Here is a 17,063-nt window from a genome sequence, read left to right as displayed (position 1 = left end):
CCCCGTCACCCCCTGGGGTCAGCCGACCCCGTCGTACGCGACGGTCCGGTCGACGCTCACCTTCTTTCCGTCCACCGTCCTGGTCACGGTGACCGTGGCCTCGCCCGCGGGGATCGTCGCTGCCCGAGCGTTGAAGCTCTGGCTCGCGCTCTTGCCCGGCAGCACCCCGACGAACGTCTTGGTGCCGTAGGGCGTCGTGACGACGACGTCGACCGGGACGTCCTCCTCGTTGACCGTGCGCACCGAGAGCAGCACCGTCGCGCCGCTGCGCTTGGCCGAGGCCTCGGCCGAGAAGGCGATCTCCGGGGCGGGCTCGGCGCACGTGAACCTCGCGTCTCCCCACACGCCGTGCGCACCGTTGATGGCACCGGGGCTCGTCGGGTCGACGATCAGGTCGACGTACTGCGCGCCCGTGACGTCGACCGAGACCTGCTCGGTCGGGAAGCCCGCCTGGAAGGTGGTGCCCTGGTACTTGTTGGCACCGTCGACGTCGACCTTGAAGATCACCGACCCCTTGAAGGGGTCCTCGAGCCCGGCGTCCGCGGTGAACGCCGTGCACTGCCCGCCGAGGTAGTACGTGACCTTCGACGCCGCGTGCACCCCCAGGCCCTTGGCATAGGTCTTCTTGAGCTCGGGCGTCGTGTTGATGACGAGCGGCTTGTCCGGGGACGAGGCCGAGTCCTTGTTGGCGACGTCCTTGCCGATCACGCCGTAGCCGTTGGTCGCCGACGTCCACGTGAGGTCGGAGGCCCAGACCGTCCCCTGCGGGGCGTCCGGCAGACCGAGAGTGGCGACCTTCATCGCGAACAGCTTGGCGTTGGTCTGCACCGGGAACGTGACGGACCGCAGCTCCTTGGCCGGGTTGAGGATCACGGTGTCGGAGTAGACCTGGTACTTGTACGTCGGGTACTCGTAGCCCGCCGGGTTGTTCTTGTTGTTGCGGCCCTGGCTCGCGACCGCGACGCTCGACCCGTTCAGGCCGCCCTGGAGCAGCCAGTTCGGGAAGAAGAACGACTGCTTGGACGTGGTGCCGTCCGCATAGGTGATGGTCACCTCGGGAGTGACCCCGGCACCGGCGGACGCCGAGCCGAGGAACGCGAGATGCGTCCCCTTGCCCGAGAGCGCGACCGTCTGCCCGTCGAGGGCCATCGAGTTCGCGACCCCCGGTGCTGCCGCGGGCCACGTGTACTCGACGGTGTCCTCGCCGCTCGTCACGGTCAGGGGATCGCCCCACGTGGCCCCGGCCGCCGCGAGCGCGTCCTCCGAGAACGACGCTCCCCCGCCGTCGAAGTTGCCGGCGTCCTTGGTCGCGAGCGACGTGACCGAGACGTGGTTGAACGCCGCCGCGAGGGTGCCGTAGGCGACGTAGAGCTGGTTGGCCCCCGACACCGTGCGCTCGTCGCCCGCCGCGTCGCGGTAGGTCGCACGAGCGCCCACGGTCTGCTGCCCGGCCGCGGAGCCCGCGGCCGGCGAGACCACCACGCGAGCCGTCACGCTCGCCCCAGGTGCGACCGAGGCAGCGGTCGTCCCGGTGCTGCTCACGAGCGTCCAGCCCTGCGGGAGGACGGGTTCGATCACCAGGTCGGTCTTGGCCTTGGTGCCGGTGTTGGTGAAGGTGAGCTCCGCCGTCGTCTCCTGGCCCTGGAAGACCTGGGCCGCGAGGCCCACGGTCACCGAGGCGCGGCCCGCGTCGGAGTCCTTGCCGCCGACCGCGCTGGTCCCGGCCAGGACGACCGTCGCCGAGGCGTCCGAGGCGATCGCGCCGAGCTTGACGCGCACCACCCCACCCGGTGCGGACGCGTCGTAGAACCAGCCCGTCGAGGCGGACTCGAGGGCTGCGGCGTCGGCGACCTGCGGGAGCGCCGCTCCCCCGACCGTGACGCCCGAGGGCGCCGATCCGGTGTGGACGTCGAGCAGGTACGGGCGCGCCGCAGCCTTGCCCGCGTAGTCCCCGACCCGCTCGCCGATCGTGACGGTCACGTCGCCGCCGTCCTGCTCGGGCGCAGAGACCGTGAGCTCCTGCGACGACGTCGCGTCGTCCTTGTAGGCGCGCGTGAGCTTGTCGTCCTCGTAGAGCGTGAAGCTCTCGTCGCCCTGGGGGTAGACGTCGAGCGTGATCGCCGAGTCCTCGGGCACGAGCGACGCGTTGCGCGCCACCATGCCCTGCGGGACGACCGCTCCGGCCCGCACGAACACGGGCAGCGTGTCGAGCGGGGCGCTGTACCCGTTGAGCACGCGACCGCCGTCGAGCACGTCGCCCGTCCAGTAGTCGACCCAGCGTCCTTCGGGCAGGTAGATCCCGTTGCGGATCTCCGAGTCGGAGAACACCGGCGCGACGAGGAAGTCCTCGCCGAGCAGGAACTCGTTGTTCGCCTCGGCCCCGTAGGACATGGGGTCCTGGGGGTACTCGAGCGCGAGCGAGCGCATCATCGGGGTGCCCGTCTCGTGGGAACCGGCCGCGAGCGTGTAGATGTACGGCATGAGCTTCTGCCTCAGCTGGAGGTACTTGCGGTTGATCTCGGTGGCCTCGTCGCCGTAGAGCCACGGCCGCTTGTCGACCGAGGCCCAACCGCTCATCGAGTACAGCGCCGGCGCGAAGGCCTTCCACTGCAGGTCGCGCACGTAGGACTTCGTGGACCCACCGAAGATCCCGTCGACGTCGCCCGTGCTGAACGCGAGCCCGGAGTTCCCGGCCCCCGTGAGCGCCGAGATCTGCCAGCGCACCGCGTCGAGGTTGCCCGAGTGGTCACCCGTCCACTGCATGCCGCAGCGCTGCGACCCGGCCCACCCCTCGACCATGAGGGACGTGCCGCGCGCGTCCGAGTAGTCCTCAAAACCCTTGTAGGCGGACTCGCAGCCCGTCAGCGCCAGGCGGTAGCCGTTGCCGACCCACGCGACGTCGAGCTTGCGCATGCGCACGCCCGCGTCACCGACCTCGTACTCCTGGTTCGTGAGCGACCGCTGGGTCCACAGGCCCGTGACCAGGTCCGAGTCCTCGGCGATCTGGGCGACCGTCTCCGGCAGGTCCTGGTACTCGCAGCCGTAGCCGTCGTTGACGAGCATCCAGCCCGCCGGCATGTCGTTCTCCTTGAACCGCGCGGCCGTGACGGCGGCCTGCGGGGTCTTCTGCTTGATCCCCTCGGGGTCGCCGAAGCCCGACGACGAGTACGTGGGGTTGGAGCGGTTGTAGCAGTCGGCGTCCCCGTACTCGAGCGCGTAGACGGGCGGCATGAGGGGGCGGCCCGTGAGCTGGGTGTACCCGTCGAGCGCACCCTTGTAGTCGCCCACGAAGTAGTAGGCGTCGAAGCGCCGCTCCTCGTGGGTGGTCGTGGCCTCGTCCGTGAAGGCGTAGGTCCCTCGGGCGAACGTGTTGCGCAGCGCTCCGTAGCCGTTCGACGTCATGTAGTACGGCACCGCGTTGGGGTAGCCGTCGTCGTCCCAGTCGAAGTTCCGCGCGATGTTGATGGTCGCGCCCGTGTGGATCGAGCGGCCGTTCTGCATGCCGCCGCCGAGGAACTGCTCTGCCGCAGCGGTGCGCAGGTGCTGGGTCGCCGAGGAGGCGCCGAAGGTCAGGGGCGCCGACTCGTCCCAGACGACCGAGCCGTCGGCACGCACGAGCGTCATCCGGCCCGTCGCCTTGTCGATCTTCAGGGTGACCTTCGCGGTCGCGAGCGTGATGGTCGCGCCGTCGGTCACGGTCGGGGTGCTGCCTGCGAACTCGTCGAGCCCGACGACGATGTTCGCCGTGCGCGTCGCGTCGCCCTGGGGCGTGTTCGCCGGGTCGGAGAACGTCCCCGAGGGGTCGGCCTCGACGCGCAGCGTCTCGTCGTCGAGGAACGTCACACGGTAGGCGCCGGTGCCTGCCGTGAGAGTGACCTCGTTGCCGACGGCCGTGACCTGGGTGATCGCGCCGAGCGGCTTGCCGGCCGCGTCGACGGGGACCTCAGGGGTCACGGGCTTGGGTGCGGCTGCTGCTGCCGCGAGCGACGTCGATGCCGGCGCGGCGGGGGCCGCGCCGGCAGGGACGGAGACGAGGCCTGTGCCCACGAGCGCCAGTGCGGCGATCGAGGCGGCCAGGACCCGGGATGAAGGCAGTGCGCCGCGACGGGGGGTCGCGGGGCGGCGCTGGACGACCGGTTTCATTGAGCTCCCTTGCCTAATGACTGGTTGTGCGTGTTTTAGCCTTGAACCACGCACTAAGAATCAGTCACCTCGGCGAAGGAGGCAAGAGATACGGAAGTACTAGCGCAGATGTACAACTTTCAACCAGGCCTCGGCGAGGAGGTCGTGGCCTGCGGGCGTGGGGTGGACACCGTCGTACGCCCATGCCTCGGGGCCCAGCCCGCTCGTCGCGACCGCCTGGGCGAAGGGCCCGTCGGTCGCCACGAGCGGCAGGCCGTAGGACCCGGCGAGCCGGCGCACGACCTGGATCTTCGGGTCGAGGTCCTCGCGCCAGCCCCACTGCTCCGTGCGCACAGGCACCAGGAACGGCTCGACCAGGACGATCGAGGCCTGCGGCGCCCCGGCGAGCGTGCGGTCGAGCAGGTCGCGGTACCCGGTCTCGAAGTCCTCGGCACTGGTCTCGTCGCCCGCGTCGTAGCGGCGCCACGTGTCGTTGATGCCGATCTTGATCGAGACGAGGTCGGGCTCCAGGGCGAGGACGTCCTGGTCCCAGCGGGCCTGGAGGTCGACCACCCGGTGGCCGCCGACACCCCGGTTGAGCACCGTGACGCCGCGCCGACCGCACACGCCCGCGACACGGGCCGCATACCCGTGCCCCAGGCCGAACTCCCCCTCGGCGAGCCGACCCGCGTCGGTGATCGAGTCACCGATCAGCACGACCCGCGAGCCACGGCCGAGCGACGGGCCGCTCACGCGACGCCCCCGCGCGCACCCTGGGGCTCGGGCGAACCGGCCGCGGTCGCCGCGGCCACGCGGCTCTCCTCGACGGTCGAGGCCATCTGCGTGAGCGCGTCACGGAGGGGTGCGTAGTGCGCGACGACGGCGTCGCGGTAGGCCTCGGCGTCCCCCGCCTCGGCCGCGCGGAGCATGTCCCCGTGCGCCTTGGCCGTGAGGTCGATCTGGTCGGGGGCCGGCAGGCCGAGCTTGGGAGAGACGACCTGGTGCACGTCCCAGAACGCGGTGCCGAGCTGCGCCACCAGGAAGTTGTCGAGGTGGGCGAGCAGGTGCGAGTGGAACGCGCGGTCCTCCTCGAAGAAGTCCTCGCCGGCCCGCGCCTTGCGCTCCATCTCGGCGACGAGCCGCTCGAGCTCGGGGTTCCGGCTGCCGGCCATCTCCGTGACGATCTGCTCGGCCATCGAGATGTCGAGCGCCTGACGGACCTCGACGACCTCGCGCAGCGCCGAGAAGTCGTCACCGGGGATCAGGACCCCGCGGAAGACGAGGCCCTCGACGAGCGGCTTGAGCGAGAGCTGCCCCACGTACGTGCCGTACCCGTGCCGCACCTCGACGATGTCGAGCGCCGCGAGCGTGCGGATCGCCTCGCGGACGTTCGACCGGCTGACACCGAGCAGCGAGCAGAGCTCGGCCTCGGTGGGCAGCAGGTCACCGGGCCGCAGGTGGGCCCGCAGGATGTACTCCTTGATCTGCTCCGTCGTCGTCGGGGGACGAACCCCCTGTCGAGCGAATCCCCCATGATCCACGGGATCGGTAGCTGTCATGCGCCTTGACCTCCTCAGGAATTGCCTCTACCGTTCAACCCTACCAGCGTCAGACATCAGACGTCCTATATCTGGAGAGTTCATGGCTACCTCGATGGCGAATAGCACGAACGCGACCGACACCTCTCGCCGCAGCTTCCTCAAGCTCGCCGGCGTGATCGGCGCAGGAGCGGTCCTGGCGAGCGCGGTCGCCGCCTGTGGCGGACCGGCGTCCACCTCGGCCGACCCGCAGACCACCCCCGCCGGCAGCGGGACCAAGCCCAACCTCGACGGCACGATCGAGGCAGGCATCTCGTACGCCCTGTCCACGGGCTTCGACCCCATGACGACGTCGGGCGCCGTGACCATGGCCGCCAACTGGCACGTCCTCGAGGGACTCGTCGAGCTCGACCCCGCAGCCCGCACGCCCTACGCCGCGCTCGGCAAGGAGCTGCCCAAGAAGATCGACGAGACCACCTGGGAGGTCACGCTCCGCGACGGGGCCACCTTCCACGACGGCTCCCCCGTCACGACCGACGACGTGGTCTTCAGCTTCAACCGCGTCCTCGACCCGGCGAACGCCTCGCTCTACTCCCAGTTCCTGCCCTTCCTCGCCTCGGTCACGGCCAAGGACGACAAGACGGTCACGTTCACGCTCAACTACCCGTTCGGCCTGTTCGTCGACCGCGTCTCGGTCGTCAAGATCGTCCCGAAGGCCATCGTCGAGGCCGACCCCAAGGCGTACGACTCGCTGCCCGTCGGCACCGGCCCGTACAAGCTCACGAGCGCCACGGTCGACGACAAGATCACGTTCGAGCGCTTCGACGCCTACAACGGTTCGCGCCCGGCCCTCGCCAAGGCCATGACCTGGAACCTGCTCTCGGACGCCGCCGCCCGCGTGACCGCGGTCGAGTCGGGTCGCGTCCAGTCGATCGAGGACGTGCCCTACCTCGACGTCGAGCGCCTCTCCAACGCCGTCACGGTCGAGTCGGTCCAGTCGTTCGGCCTGCTGTTCATGATGTTCGACTGCACCAAGGCGCCGTTCACGGACAAGCGCGTGCGCCAGGCGTTCTTCCATGCGCTCGACATGGACAAGATCATCAGCACCGGCCTGCTGGGCAACGCGACCGCGGCCACGAGCTTCCTGCACAAGGAGCACCCGTCCTACGTCGAGGCCGGCACGGTCTACACGTACGACCCGGCCAAGGCCAAGAAGCTCCTGACCGACGCGGGCGTGAGCGACCTGTCGATCACGCTCCTGACGACCGACACGAGCTGGGTCAAGGACGTCGCCCCGCTCATCAAGGAGGACCTCGACGCGGTCGGGATCTCCACGACGCTCGACATCGGTCAGTCCGGCGGCCAGTACAAGAAGGTCGACGACGGCCAGCTCGAGGTCATGGTCGCCCCCGGCGACCCGTCGGTCTTCGGCAACGACCCCGACCTCCTCCTGCGCTGGTGGTACTCGGGCTCGGTGTGGCCGGTCAAGCGCTACCGCTGGGCCAGCACGCCCGAGTTCGCCGAGGTCACGCGTCTGCTCGACGCGGGCGCCGCAGAGCAGGACGCCACCAAGCAGAAGAAGACCTGGGGCGAGATCTACGACATCCTCTCGGACGAGGTCCCGCTCTACCCGCTGCTGCACCGCAAGCTCCCCACGGCCTGGGAGGACTCCGCGCTCGACGGGTTCAAGCCCATCCCCGTCACGGGTCTGTCCTTCCTGGACGTCTCCCGCACCGCCTGACGTCCCCGTGTTCCGGGTGACGGCGGCGCCCCTCCCTGCGCCGCCGTCACCCACCCCGACCCCGAGGAGTACCGCGTGACCGCGCTCCTACGACTGACCGGACGACGCCTGCTCGCCCTGCCCGTCATGATCCTGGGCATCACCCTGCTCGTCTTCGTCGTCATGCAGTTCGCGCCCAGCGACCAGGCGACCAACGCCCTCGGCGAGTCCGCCACGGACGCCGCCAAGGAGGCCTACCGCGCCGCCAACGGGCTCAACGACCCGATGCTCGTGCAGTACGGCAACTTCCTGGCCGGCCTCGTGCGTGGCGACATGGGCATGACCGTGCCGCCCTCCCAGCCCGTGAGCGAGCTCATCTCCAACGCGTTCCCGCTCACGCTCCAGCTGACCTTCATGGGCCTGGCGATCGCCGTCGTGCTCGCCCTGGTGCTCGGTGTGAGCGCCGCGCTCTACCGCGACCGCTGGCCCGACCAGGTCATCCGCGTCCTGTCGATCGCGGGCGTCGCGACGCCGTCGTTCTGGCTCGCGATCCTCCTCATCCAGCAGTTCTCGCTGCGGCTCGACTGGTTCCCCTCGGGCGGCTACACGAACCCCGCGGACGACTTCGGGATGTTCCTCGCCTCGATGTTCCTGCCCGCGCTCTCGCTCGCCATCCCCGTCGCGGCGTCGCTGACACGCGTCGTCCGTACCGCGATGGTCGAGGAGCTCGACCGCGACTACGTGCGCACCGCGATCGGCTCGGGCCTGCCGCGCGGCGTCGTGGTGGGACGCAACGTCCTGCGCAACGCGCTCATCACGCCCATCACGGTCCTCGGCCTGCGCGTCGGCTACCTCATGGGCGGCGCGGTCATCATCGAGGTCATCTTCGACCTGCCCGGGATGGGCAAGCTCATCCTCAACGGGGTCACCGCGAGCGACACCGCCCTGGTGCAGGGAGTGACGCTGACCGTCGCCCTGACCTTCGTGGTCGTCAACATCCTGGTCGACCTCCTCTATCTCGTCGTCAACCCTCGAATCCGGACGGTGTGACATGCGTCGGAAGCTGACAGAACGTCTGTCCCGCCCGGGTCTGCGCCTCGCCGCTCTCCCCCTGGGCTCCAAGATCGCCCTGGCGTTCGTGCTCCTGGTCGCGCTGCTCGCGATCTTCGCGCCGCTCGTGGCGGCCTACGACCCGCTGCAGTCGGGCACCCCGGCCCAGCCGCCCTCGGGCGAGCACTGGTTCGGCACGGACCGCACGGGCCGCGACATCTTCTCGCGCATCGTCTACGGCGCTCGCTACTCGCTCGTGATCGGCCTGGGGGCCACTGCGGTGGCCCTCGTGGCCGGCGCGATCCTCGGCTCGATCGCCGCGACGGCCCACAAGGCCGTGAGCGAGACCCTGATGCGCATCCTCGACATCATCATGGCCTTCCCCGGCATCGCCCTGGCCGTGGTCTTCGTGGCCGTGTGGGGCAAGTCCCTGCCGGTCCTCATCTTCACGATCGCGTTCCTCTACACCCCGCAGATCGCCCGCATCGTCCGGGCCAACGTCCTGAGCCAGTTCGGCGAGGACTACGTGTCGGCCGAGAAGGTCATCGGCGCACGCACCTCGCTGATCCTGATGAAGCACGTGGCCCGCAACTGCATCGCCCCGATCATGGTCTTCGCGACCGTGCTGGTCGCCGACGCCATCGTGTTCGAGGCGAGCCTGTCGTTCATCGGCGCGGGCGTGCAGGACCCCGAGCCGTCGTGGGGCAACGTGATCGCCTACGGCCGCAACCTGCTGCTCAACGGCGGCTGGTGGGCGACGTTCTTCCCGGGCATGGCGATCCTCCTGACGGTCCTCTCGCTCAACGTCCTGTCCGAGGGCCTGACGGACGCGATGGTCCGCCCCGCGGCCCGCAAGCCGGCCGAGGCCCGCGCGGCCGCCGCGTCGGCGGAGGACGCCGCGCACGCCACGGACCCGCTCACGGAGCCCGACGCCGACGCTCCCCTCGAGTACTCGGGCGCGGCCGACCTGCGCGAGCCTCGCGTGCTCGACGAGCTCGTCGCGGACACCTCGGTCGTCCCCGACCCGGAGATCGCGGTCGCCGCGGCCGCCGCGCAGCGCGAGGCCCTCGCGGTCCAGCTCGAGCGCCTGCGCGTCGCCGAGCAGGACCGCACCGACCGCCTGGTCTACACGGGCGACGCCGCTCCCCTGCTCGAGGTCAAGAACCTCTCGATCCGCTTCCCGGAGCGGCACGGCGACGTGGCGGTCGTGGACGACATCAGCTTCTCGGTGCGCCCCGGCGAGACCATGGCGCTCGTGGGCGAGTCCGGCTGCGGCAAGTCGCTCACGAGCCTCGCGGTCATGGGCCTGCTGCCCACGTCGGCGCAGGTCACGGGAGAGATCCTGCTCGACGGCGTGGACCTGCTCACGGCGACCCCGGCCCGCCGCAACGCGCTGCGCGGCCACGAGATGGCGATGGTCTACCAGGACGCGCTCAGCTCGCTCAACCCGTCGATGCTCATCCGCACGCAGATGGCCCAGCTCGTCAAGCGCGGCGGGACGCGCACCGCGGTCGAGCTCCTCGAGCTCGTGGGCCTCGACGCCCAGCGCACGCTCAAGAGCTACCCGCACGAGCTCTCGGGCGGCCAGCGTCAGCGCGTGCTCATCGCGATGGCCCTGACCCGCGACCCTCGCCTGGTCGTGGCCGACGAGCCGACCACGGCCCTCGACGTCACGGTCCAGAAGCAGGTCGTGGACCTGCTCAACGAGCTGCGTGACGAGCTCGGGTTCGCGATGGTCTTCGTGAGCCACGACCTGGCGCTCGTCGCCTCGCTCGCGCACCGCGTGACGGTCATGTACGCGGGCCAGGTGGTCGAGTCGGCCCCCGTGCCGAGCCTGCTCATGCACCCGCAGCACGAGTACACGCGAGGTCTGCTCGGGGCGGTCCTGTCGATCGAGTCGGGCGCGGAGCGCCTGCACCAGATCCCCGGCACGGTCCCCTCCCCGCGCGACTTCGCGACGGGCGACCGCTTCGCGCCCCGGTCCTCGCGACCGCAGGACGCGTTCGTGCCCCGCCCCCCGCTGCGCACGCTGCCGGGGACCGACCACCGCTATGCGAGCCACACGGAGTCGACCGACAGCGGTCTCCTCGTCCAGGAAGGTGCCCGATGAGCGACGACACGCCCGTGCTCGAGCTGAAGGACGTGCACGTGGTGCACAAGGCCCGCACCGGCAAGCTCTTCCGTCCGGACCGCGTCCACGCGGTCGCGGGGGTGGACATGGCCGTGCGGCGCGGCGAGACCATCGGGATCGTGGGTGAGTCGGGCTGCGGCAAGTCGACGCTCGCGAAGGTCATGGTGGGCCTCCAGGCGCCCACGAGCGGCGACGTGGTCTTCAACGGCCGGAGCGTCCTCAAGCGCAACGCCAGGACCCGCAAGGAGTTCGGGCGCGCGATCTCGATCGTGTTCCAGGACCCGTCGACGGCCCTCAACGGCCGCATGCTGGTCCGCGACATCCTGCGCGACCCGCTCGACGTGCACGGGATCGGGTCGCCGCGCGACCGCGAGAAGCGCGTGTCGGAGCTGCTCGACCTCGTGGGTCTGCCCCAGTCCGCGCTCGACGTGCTGCCGAGCCAGGTCTCGGGCGGCCAGCGCCAGCGCGTGGCGATCGCCCGCGCCCTGGCGCTCGAACCCGACGTGATCGTCGCGGACGAGCCCACCTCGGCGCTCGACGTCTCGGTGCGCGCACAGGTGCTCAACCTGCTGACCGACCTCAAGGCGCGCCTGAACCTCGGGCTCGTGTTCATCTCGCACGACATCCAGACCGTCAGGTACGTCTCGGACCGCATCGCGGTCATGTACTTCGGCAAGGTCGTCGAGGAGGGCACGGCCGAGGAGGTCTTCGACCGCCCGACGAACGACTACACCCGGACCCTGCTCGGCGCCGCGCCGACCCTGCTCTGACGGTCCCCCACATCCACCCGGTGCCGGGCGGTCGTCCCGCCCGGCACCACCGCACCATCCTTGGAGTCTGCTGTGCCCACCTCGACCACGCCCACCTTCGCCGGCGTCATCCCTCCGGTCGTCACGCCCCTCACGGCGGACGGCGAGCTCGACCGCGCGTCCTTCGAGCGCGTCATCACCAGCCAGCTCGACGCGGGCGTGCACGGCCTGTTCGTGCTCGGCTCGTCGGGTGAGGTCGCCTACCTCGACGACGCGCGCCGCACCCAGGTCATGGAGGCCGCCGTCGAGATCACGGCCGGCCGCGTCCCCGTCATGGCGGGCGTGATCGACCTGACGACGCACCGCGTCGCGGACCAGGTCCGTCGCGCGGTCGACGCGGGCGTCGACGCGGTCGTCGCGACCGCCCCGCTGTACATCCGCACGAACGACGAGGAGATCGAGCGTCACTTCCGCGGCGTGGCCGCGGCGAGCGACCTGCCGTTGTTCGCGTACGACGTCCCGGTGTGCGTGCACTCGAAGCTCGACCTGGGCATGCTCGTGCGCCTGGGCACTGAGGGCGTCATCGCAGGCGTCAAGGACTCGAGCGGCGACGACGTCGGCTTCCGTCGCCTGGTGGCGGCCAACCGTGCGGCGGGCAGCCCCCTGCGCCTGTTCACGGGCCACGAGGTCGTGGTCGACGGCATGCTCCTGCTCGGCGCCGACGGCGTGGTCCCCGGCCTCGGCAACGTCGACCCGGCCGGCTACGTGCGCCTGTGGGACGCGGCGCAGGCCGGCGACTGGGCCGCGGCGCGCGACGAGCAGGACCGCCTCGCGGCGCTCTTCGAGATCGTCTTCCAGCCCCGCGGGTACAGCGGCGGCGCGAGCGGCCTGGGCGCGTTCAAGACCTCGCTCCAGCTCCTCGGCCTGATCGAGTCCAACGTCATGACGACCCCCGCCCCCGCCCTGGAAGGCGAGGTCGTGGACCAGATCAAGGTGATCCTCGCGGAGGCCGGGCTGCTGTGACGCGCTCCCCGATCAGCCACCGCACCGCCGTCGGGATCGACCTGGGCGGTACCAAGATCGCCGCCGGGCTCGTGCGCGACGACGGCACGGTCCTCGCCCGGGCCGGGGTCCCCACCCCTGCCCGGGAGGGGGCGGCCGCGATCCTCGACGCGGTCGCGCGCCTGGTCGGGCTCGTCCTGCCCGACGGCGTCGACGCACCCGGGTCGCCCGACGTCCTGGTCGGGGTCGGCATCGGCTCGGCCGGGGTGATCGACTCGGGCCGCGGGACCGTGGTCTCCGCGACCGACGCCCTCACGGGCTGGGCCGGGACCGACCTCACGGGCGGGATCTCGGCTCGGCTCGCGGCCACGGGCAGTCCCGCCGCGCGCCTGCCCGTGCTCGCGGACAACGACGTGCACGCCCACGCGCTGGGCGAGCACTGGCTCGGCGCGTGCGCGGGGACGCGCACCGCGCTGGTGGTCGCCGCCGGTACCGGGGTCGGCGCGACGCTCCTGCTCGACGGCTCGCCCCAGCACGGCGCCCGGCACGTCGCGGGCCACCTCGGGCACCTTCCCGTGGCCGAGGCCGCGGGGCTCCCGTGCACGTGCTCGCGCACGGGTCACCTCGAGGCCGTCGGGTCCGGCCCGGCGCTGCACGCGCTCTACCTGCGCCTGGGCGGCGACCCGGCGCACACGACGGCCCGTGCGGTGTGCGAGGTCGCCGGCGACGACACGGTCGCGCGCCACGCGGTCGTCGTCGCGGCGACAGCCCTGGGCCGCACGGTCGGTGGCGTCGCGAACATGCTCGACCCGGAGGTCGTCGTGGTCAGCGGCGGCCTCGCCGGGGCCGGGGCGCTCTGGTGGGACACCATGAACGCCGCGCTCGCCACCGAGCTCATGCCGCCGCTCGCGGGCCTGCCCGTGGTCCCGGCCGTGCTCGGCGGGGACGCCGCGGTCCTCGGTGCCGCCCGGCTCGCGCTCGCCGCGCACAGCGACACCCGTGGTGCGGCCACGTCCCTCCCGCAGGACCTCGAGGTCGGCCTCGACCTCGTCACCGCTCTCCCGTCCGCCCCCTCGGCTCCCCGGAGGAACCCGTGACCGACAGCCCGTCGACGCCGCCCGGCGCCCCCGCGCAGGACCCCCTGATCGCTCTGCGTGGTGGTCTGGTCGTCTCGTGCCAGGCCTACCCCGGCGAGGCCATGCGCGACCCGCGCACCATGACCCAGGTCGCGCTCGCCGCGGTCGAGGGCGGCGCGGCGGGCATCCGCGTCCAGGGCGTCGCGGACATCGAGCACGTCACGCGGGCGTTCGCGGAGCGCAAGATCACCGTGCCCGTCACGGGGCTGTGGAAGGACGGGTCCGACGGCGTCTTCATCACCCCGACGCTGCGCCACGCGGTCGCGGTCGCCGAGGCCGGTGCGACGATCGTCGCGATCGACGGGACCCGCCGCCCGCGGCCCGACCGACTGAGCCTCGCGGGCACGGTCGCCGGGCTGCGCGAGCACACGTCCGCGCTCGTCATGGCCGACTGCGGCAGCCTCGACGACGCGCTCGCAGCCTTCGACGCCGGGGTCGACGTGGTCGGCACCACGCTGTCGGGGTACACGGGCGAACGTCCCCGCACCGACGGTCCGGACCTCGAGCTGCTCGCCGAGCTCGTCGAGCGCCTCGACCTGCCCGTCATCGCCGAAGGACGCGTCCACTCGCCCACCCAGGCGCGGGCCGCGCTCGACGCGGGGGCCTGGGCCGTCGTGGTCGGGACCGCGATCACGCACCCCACGAGCATCACGGGGTGGTTCGTCGACGCGCTGACGCACTGACGGCCCACCCCACCCACCCGAGCCCCACCCGTCCGGGGTCGTCCGCACCGACGCCGACACCCCGAACACCGTGACCAGCACCACGGGTCGCGACGACCACGGCGGTCCCGCACCCCTCCGCCCGACGCACGCTCCGCCGTCGGGCACCTCGCACCAGGAGCACCCACAGACCGGACCCCCGCACCCGACTCGGTGCCGAGGCGGAGGTCCGCGCCGTGCACACCCCGCGCCCCGGGGCGGGCACGGCACCCGCAGGACCGCACCGTGCACCAAGAGCTCTGACCCGACGAAGCCAGGAGTATCTGATGCCACTGCACCCATCCACCCCAGCGACCCCACCCGACCCGCGGTCACCGGCGTGCGCACGCCGCCGCGGGTCGCGCGCGGCCCTCGCGGCCGGGCTGTCCCTGCTCCTCGTGGCCCCCGCCGCGAGCGCCCAGGCGTTCGACCCCTTCCCGCCCGCCGCGACCGACGGGCCCGGGACGTTCTCCGAGCAGACCCTCGCGGTCGGCGGCACGGGCGGTTACGCGAACTACCGCATCCCCGCGCTGACCACGACGAACGACGGCACGATCCTCGCCTCGTACGACGGGCGCCCGTTCAACGCGGGCGACGCCCCGCAGCCCAACTCGATCCTGCAGCGCGTGAGCCGTGACGGCGGCGCCACCTGGGAGGCAACGACCGTCGTGGCCGCGGGGTACGGGACGAACTCGTCCCCCGACAAGTACGGGTTCTCGGACCCCAGCTACGTCGTGGACCGCGAGACCGGCACGATCTTCAACTTCCACGTGAAGTCGTTCGACCAGGGCTTCGGCGGGTCGGCCACGGGCATCGACCCGACCAACCGCCAGATCCTGCACGCCGCGGTCAGCGTCTCCGAGGACGGGGGCGAGACGTGGGAGGGCCGCGTCATCACCGAGGGCGCCAAGGACCCGTCGTGGGCCGGCATCTTCGCGGCCTCGGGCGAGGGCATCCAGCTGCGCTACGGCGAGCACGCCGGACGCCTGGTCCAGCAGTTCACGGCCCGCACGGGCGGGACCTACAAGGCCTACAGCGTCTACTCCGACGACCACGGCGCCACGTGGGCACACGGCGAGGCGTTCGGCACGGGCATGGACGAGAACAAGTCGGTCGAGCTCTCCGACGGTCGCGTCATGATGAACTCGCGCGACTCCGCGGGCAGCAAGTACCGCAAGATCGCGTTCTCGAGCGACGGCGGGCACACCTACGGCCCCGTGACCCTGGACCGCCAGCTCCCCGACCCGACCAACAACGGGTCGATCTCGCGCCTGTACCCCGACGCCCCCGAGGGCTCGGCCGAGGCGAAGATGCTGCTGTTCAGCAACTCCAACAGCACCACGGGCCGCGAGAACGTGACCGTGCGCCTCTCGTGCGACGACGGCGCGACCTGGCCCGGCTTCCGGGTCGTCAACCCCGGCTCGGGCGCCTACTCGACGCTCTCGCCCCTCGGCGACGGGCGGTTCGGTCTCCTGTACGAGACGCAGGGCATGAACGCCATCTCGTTCGCGAGCTTCGACCGGGAGTGGCTCAACGCCACGTGCGCCTCGACCGTCGTGCCGGACACGACCGTCGCGACGGGCGCCACGGTACAGGTCCCCGTCAAGGTCACCAACCAGAACCAGGCGCCGCTCGGCGCCTCGCGCCTGACGATCGACGCCCCCGTGGGCTGGAGCGCGACCACGGTCGACGTCCCGGCGCTCGCGGTCGGCGCGACGGTCACGGTCCAGGTCGCGCTCACGGCGTCCGCGACCGCCCCGGCGACCACGGCCGCCAACCCCGTCCGCGTCCAGAGCGTCCTGACCGCGGCCGACGGCACGCAGGCCCGCGCGTACGGCTACGTGAGCGTGACCGGCGGTCCCTCGGGGGGAGCCGTGACCTCGCTCGCGGTGTTCGGGAAGTACACGACCGACCGTGACGTGGCGGCCCAGCCGTACACGGTCGGCGAGCGTGTCCCCTACTCGTTCCGCGTCTACAACACCGGGACCACGGCCTACCGCTCGACCGCGACGGGCAACCTGACGAACTTGTCCCCGGGCTGCAACTGGAGCAGCCTGCCCGCAGGCGGAACCTACCTGTGCGCGCTCGCGTACCGCGTCGTGACGGCCGGCGACCTCGCGGACGGCTTCTTCGTCCCCGAGACCCGCTGGTACATGAACGCCGACCAGGCGTCCTCGGTCGCGCTCACGGGCGAGCCCGTCGACCTGGTCGACCGTCGCCCCTCGCTCGCCGTCACGGCAGGCGAGCCCACGGTCGAGGACACCGACGGGAACGGCTCGGTGAACGCGGGCGACGTCGTGGTCAACCAGGTCACGGTGCGCAACACCGGCAACGTGCGGCTGACGGGGGTCGGGTCGGCGGGCCTGTGCACACTGCCCGAGCTCGCGGCAGGCGCCGAGGCGTCGTGCGGCACGGTGCGCCGCACGCTCACCGCGGCCGACGTCGCGGCGGGCTCGCTCGCGGGCCGGACCATCACGGTGGACGCCGCGAACGGCGGCCTCGCCGTGACCGGACGGGTCGACGTGGCTCCCTACGAGGTGCCCACGACCCCCGTCTCGCCGGTGGCGATCGACGTCACCGCGAGCGCCCAGTGCGTGGCGGGCAAGGTCCAGCTCACGGGCCGTGCCGTCAACGCCGGGGACGAGGCGGTCGACGTCACGATCCGCACGAGCGCCGGCTCCAAGTCGTTCGCGGGGGTGGAGGCCGGGCGCAGCGCGTCGCAGCGGTTCGCGACACGCTCTGCCTCGGTGGACACCGGGCAGGTCTCGTTCGACGTCACGGCCGGGGGCGCGACGTCCACGCTCGTCGCCTCGTACGACGCGACGACGTGCTGATCAACGGCTGACCCGCGACGGATCCACCTCGGGGTGCGGCGCCCTGCCTGGCGCCGCACCCGCACCACAGACCTCGGCCC

Annotated in this window: 11 protein-coding genes; 8 read left to right on the top strand and 3 right to left on the bottom strand. The window is 71.7% G+C overall.

The window, feature by feature from the left end; all coding sequences use genetic code 11:
• Nucleotides 1–18: 18 nt before the first annotated feature.
• The 3 genes from ACFWFR_RS09465 to ACFWFR_RS09455 form a co-directional block, all read right to left on the bottom strand.
• Nucleotides 19–4,143, bottom strand: a complete 4,125-nt coding sequence (locus ACFWFR_RS09465; protein ID WP_377622621.1) for an NPCBM/NEW2 domain-containing protein — start codon at nt 4,141–4,143, stop codon at nt 19–21.
• A 99-nt stretch (nt 4,144–4,242) separates the two neighbouring features.
• On the bottom strand, nt 4,243–4,875 hold the full coding sequence (locus ACFWFR_RS09460; RefSeq protein WP_377622619.1) for an SGNH/GDSL hydrolase family protein: 633 nt from the start codon (nt 4,873–4,875) through the stop codon (nt 4,243–4,245).
• Nucleotides 4,872–5,681, bottom strand: coding sequence for a FadR/GntR family transcriptional regulator (locus tag ACFWFR_RS09455; RefSeq protein WP_191805455.1), 810 nt, complete (start codon nt 5,679–5,681; stop codon nt 4,872–4,874). The genes ACFWFR_RS09460 and ACFWFR_RS09455 overlap by 4 nt, the downstream gene beginning before the upstream one ends.
• A 94-nt stretch (nt 5,682–5,775) precedes the next feature.
• On the opposite strand from ACFWFR_RS09455, the gene ACFWFR_RS09450 reads away from it, so the two are divergent.
• From ACFWFR_RS09450 to ACFWFR_RS09415, 8 genes are all read left to right on the top strand, one after another.
• Nucleotides 5,776–7,401 (top strand): ABC transporter substrate-binding protein, encoded by a 1,626-nt coding sequence (locus tag ACFWFR_RS09450; RefSeq protein ID WP_377617246.1) that lies wholly within the window; start codon nt 5,776–5,778, stop codon nt 7,399–7,401.
• Nucleotides 7,402–7,476: 75 nt separating this feature from the next.
• On the top strand, nt 7,477–8,430 hold the full coding sequence (locus ACFWFR_RS09445; protein ID WP_139107857.1) for an ABC transporter permease: 954 nt from the start codon (nt 7,477–7,479) through the stop codon (nt 8,428–8,430).
• A gap of 1 nt (nt 8,431) precedes the next feature.
• Entirely contained in the window at nt 8,432–10,540 is a 2,109-nt protein-coding gene (locus ACFWFR_RS09440; RefSeq protein ID WP_377622617.1) for a dipeptide/oligopeptide/nickel ABC transporter permease/ATP-binding protein, read from the top strand.
• Complete coding sequence (locus ACFWFR_RS09435; protein WP_191805458.1) at nt 10,537–11,331, top strand: ATP-binding cassette domain-containing protein; 795 nt, start codon at nt 10,537–10,539, stop codon at nt 11,329–11,331. The genes ACFWFR_RS09440 and ACFWFR_RS09435 overlap by 4 nt, the downstream gene beginning before the upstream one ends.
• A 72-nt stretch (nt 11,332–11,403) precedes the next feature.
• Nucleotides 11,404–12,333: a dihydrodipicolinate synthase family protein gene (locus tag ACFWFR_RS09430; RefSeq protein WP_191805459.1), complete on the top strand. Its 930-nt coding sequence runs from the start codon at nt 11,404–11,406 to the stop codon at nt 12,331–12,333.
• Nucleotides 12,330–13,409 carry an ROK family protein gene (locus tag ACFWFR_RS09425; RefSeq protein ID WP_377617252.1) on the top strand — a complete coding sequence of 360 codons (1,080 nt, stop codon included), beginning with the start codon at nt 12,330–12,332 and terminating at the stop codon, nt 13,407–13,409. Before ACFWFR_RS09430 ends, ACFWFR_RS09425 begins: the two co-directional genes overlap by 4 nt.
• Entirely contained in the window at nt 13,406–14,131 is a 726-nt protein-coding gene (locus tag ACFWFR_RS09420) for an N-acetylmannosamine-6-phosphate 2-epimerase (protein WP_377622615.1), read from the top strand. The genes ACFWFR_RS09425 and ACFWFR_RS09420 overlap by 4 nt, the downstream gene beginning before the upstream one ends.
• A gap of 305 nt (nt 14,132–14,436) precedes the next feature.
• A complete protein-coding gene (locus ACFWFR_RS09415; RefSeq protein ID WP_377622613.1) occupies nt 14,437–16,983 on the top strand; it encodes an exo-alpha-sialidase in 2,547 nt (848 codons plus the stop codon).
• Nucleotides 16,984–17,063: the final 80 nt, after the last annotated feature.

This window comes from Oerskovia sp. NPDC060287 (genome assembly GCF_042726775.1).
Classification (GTDB): Bacteria; Actinomycetota; Actinomycetes; order Actinomycetales; family Cellulomonadaceae; genus Oerskovia; species Oerskovia merdavium.
This window is presented reverse-complemented; position numbering and strand designations above follow the sequence as displayed.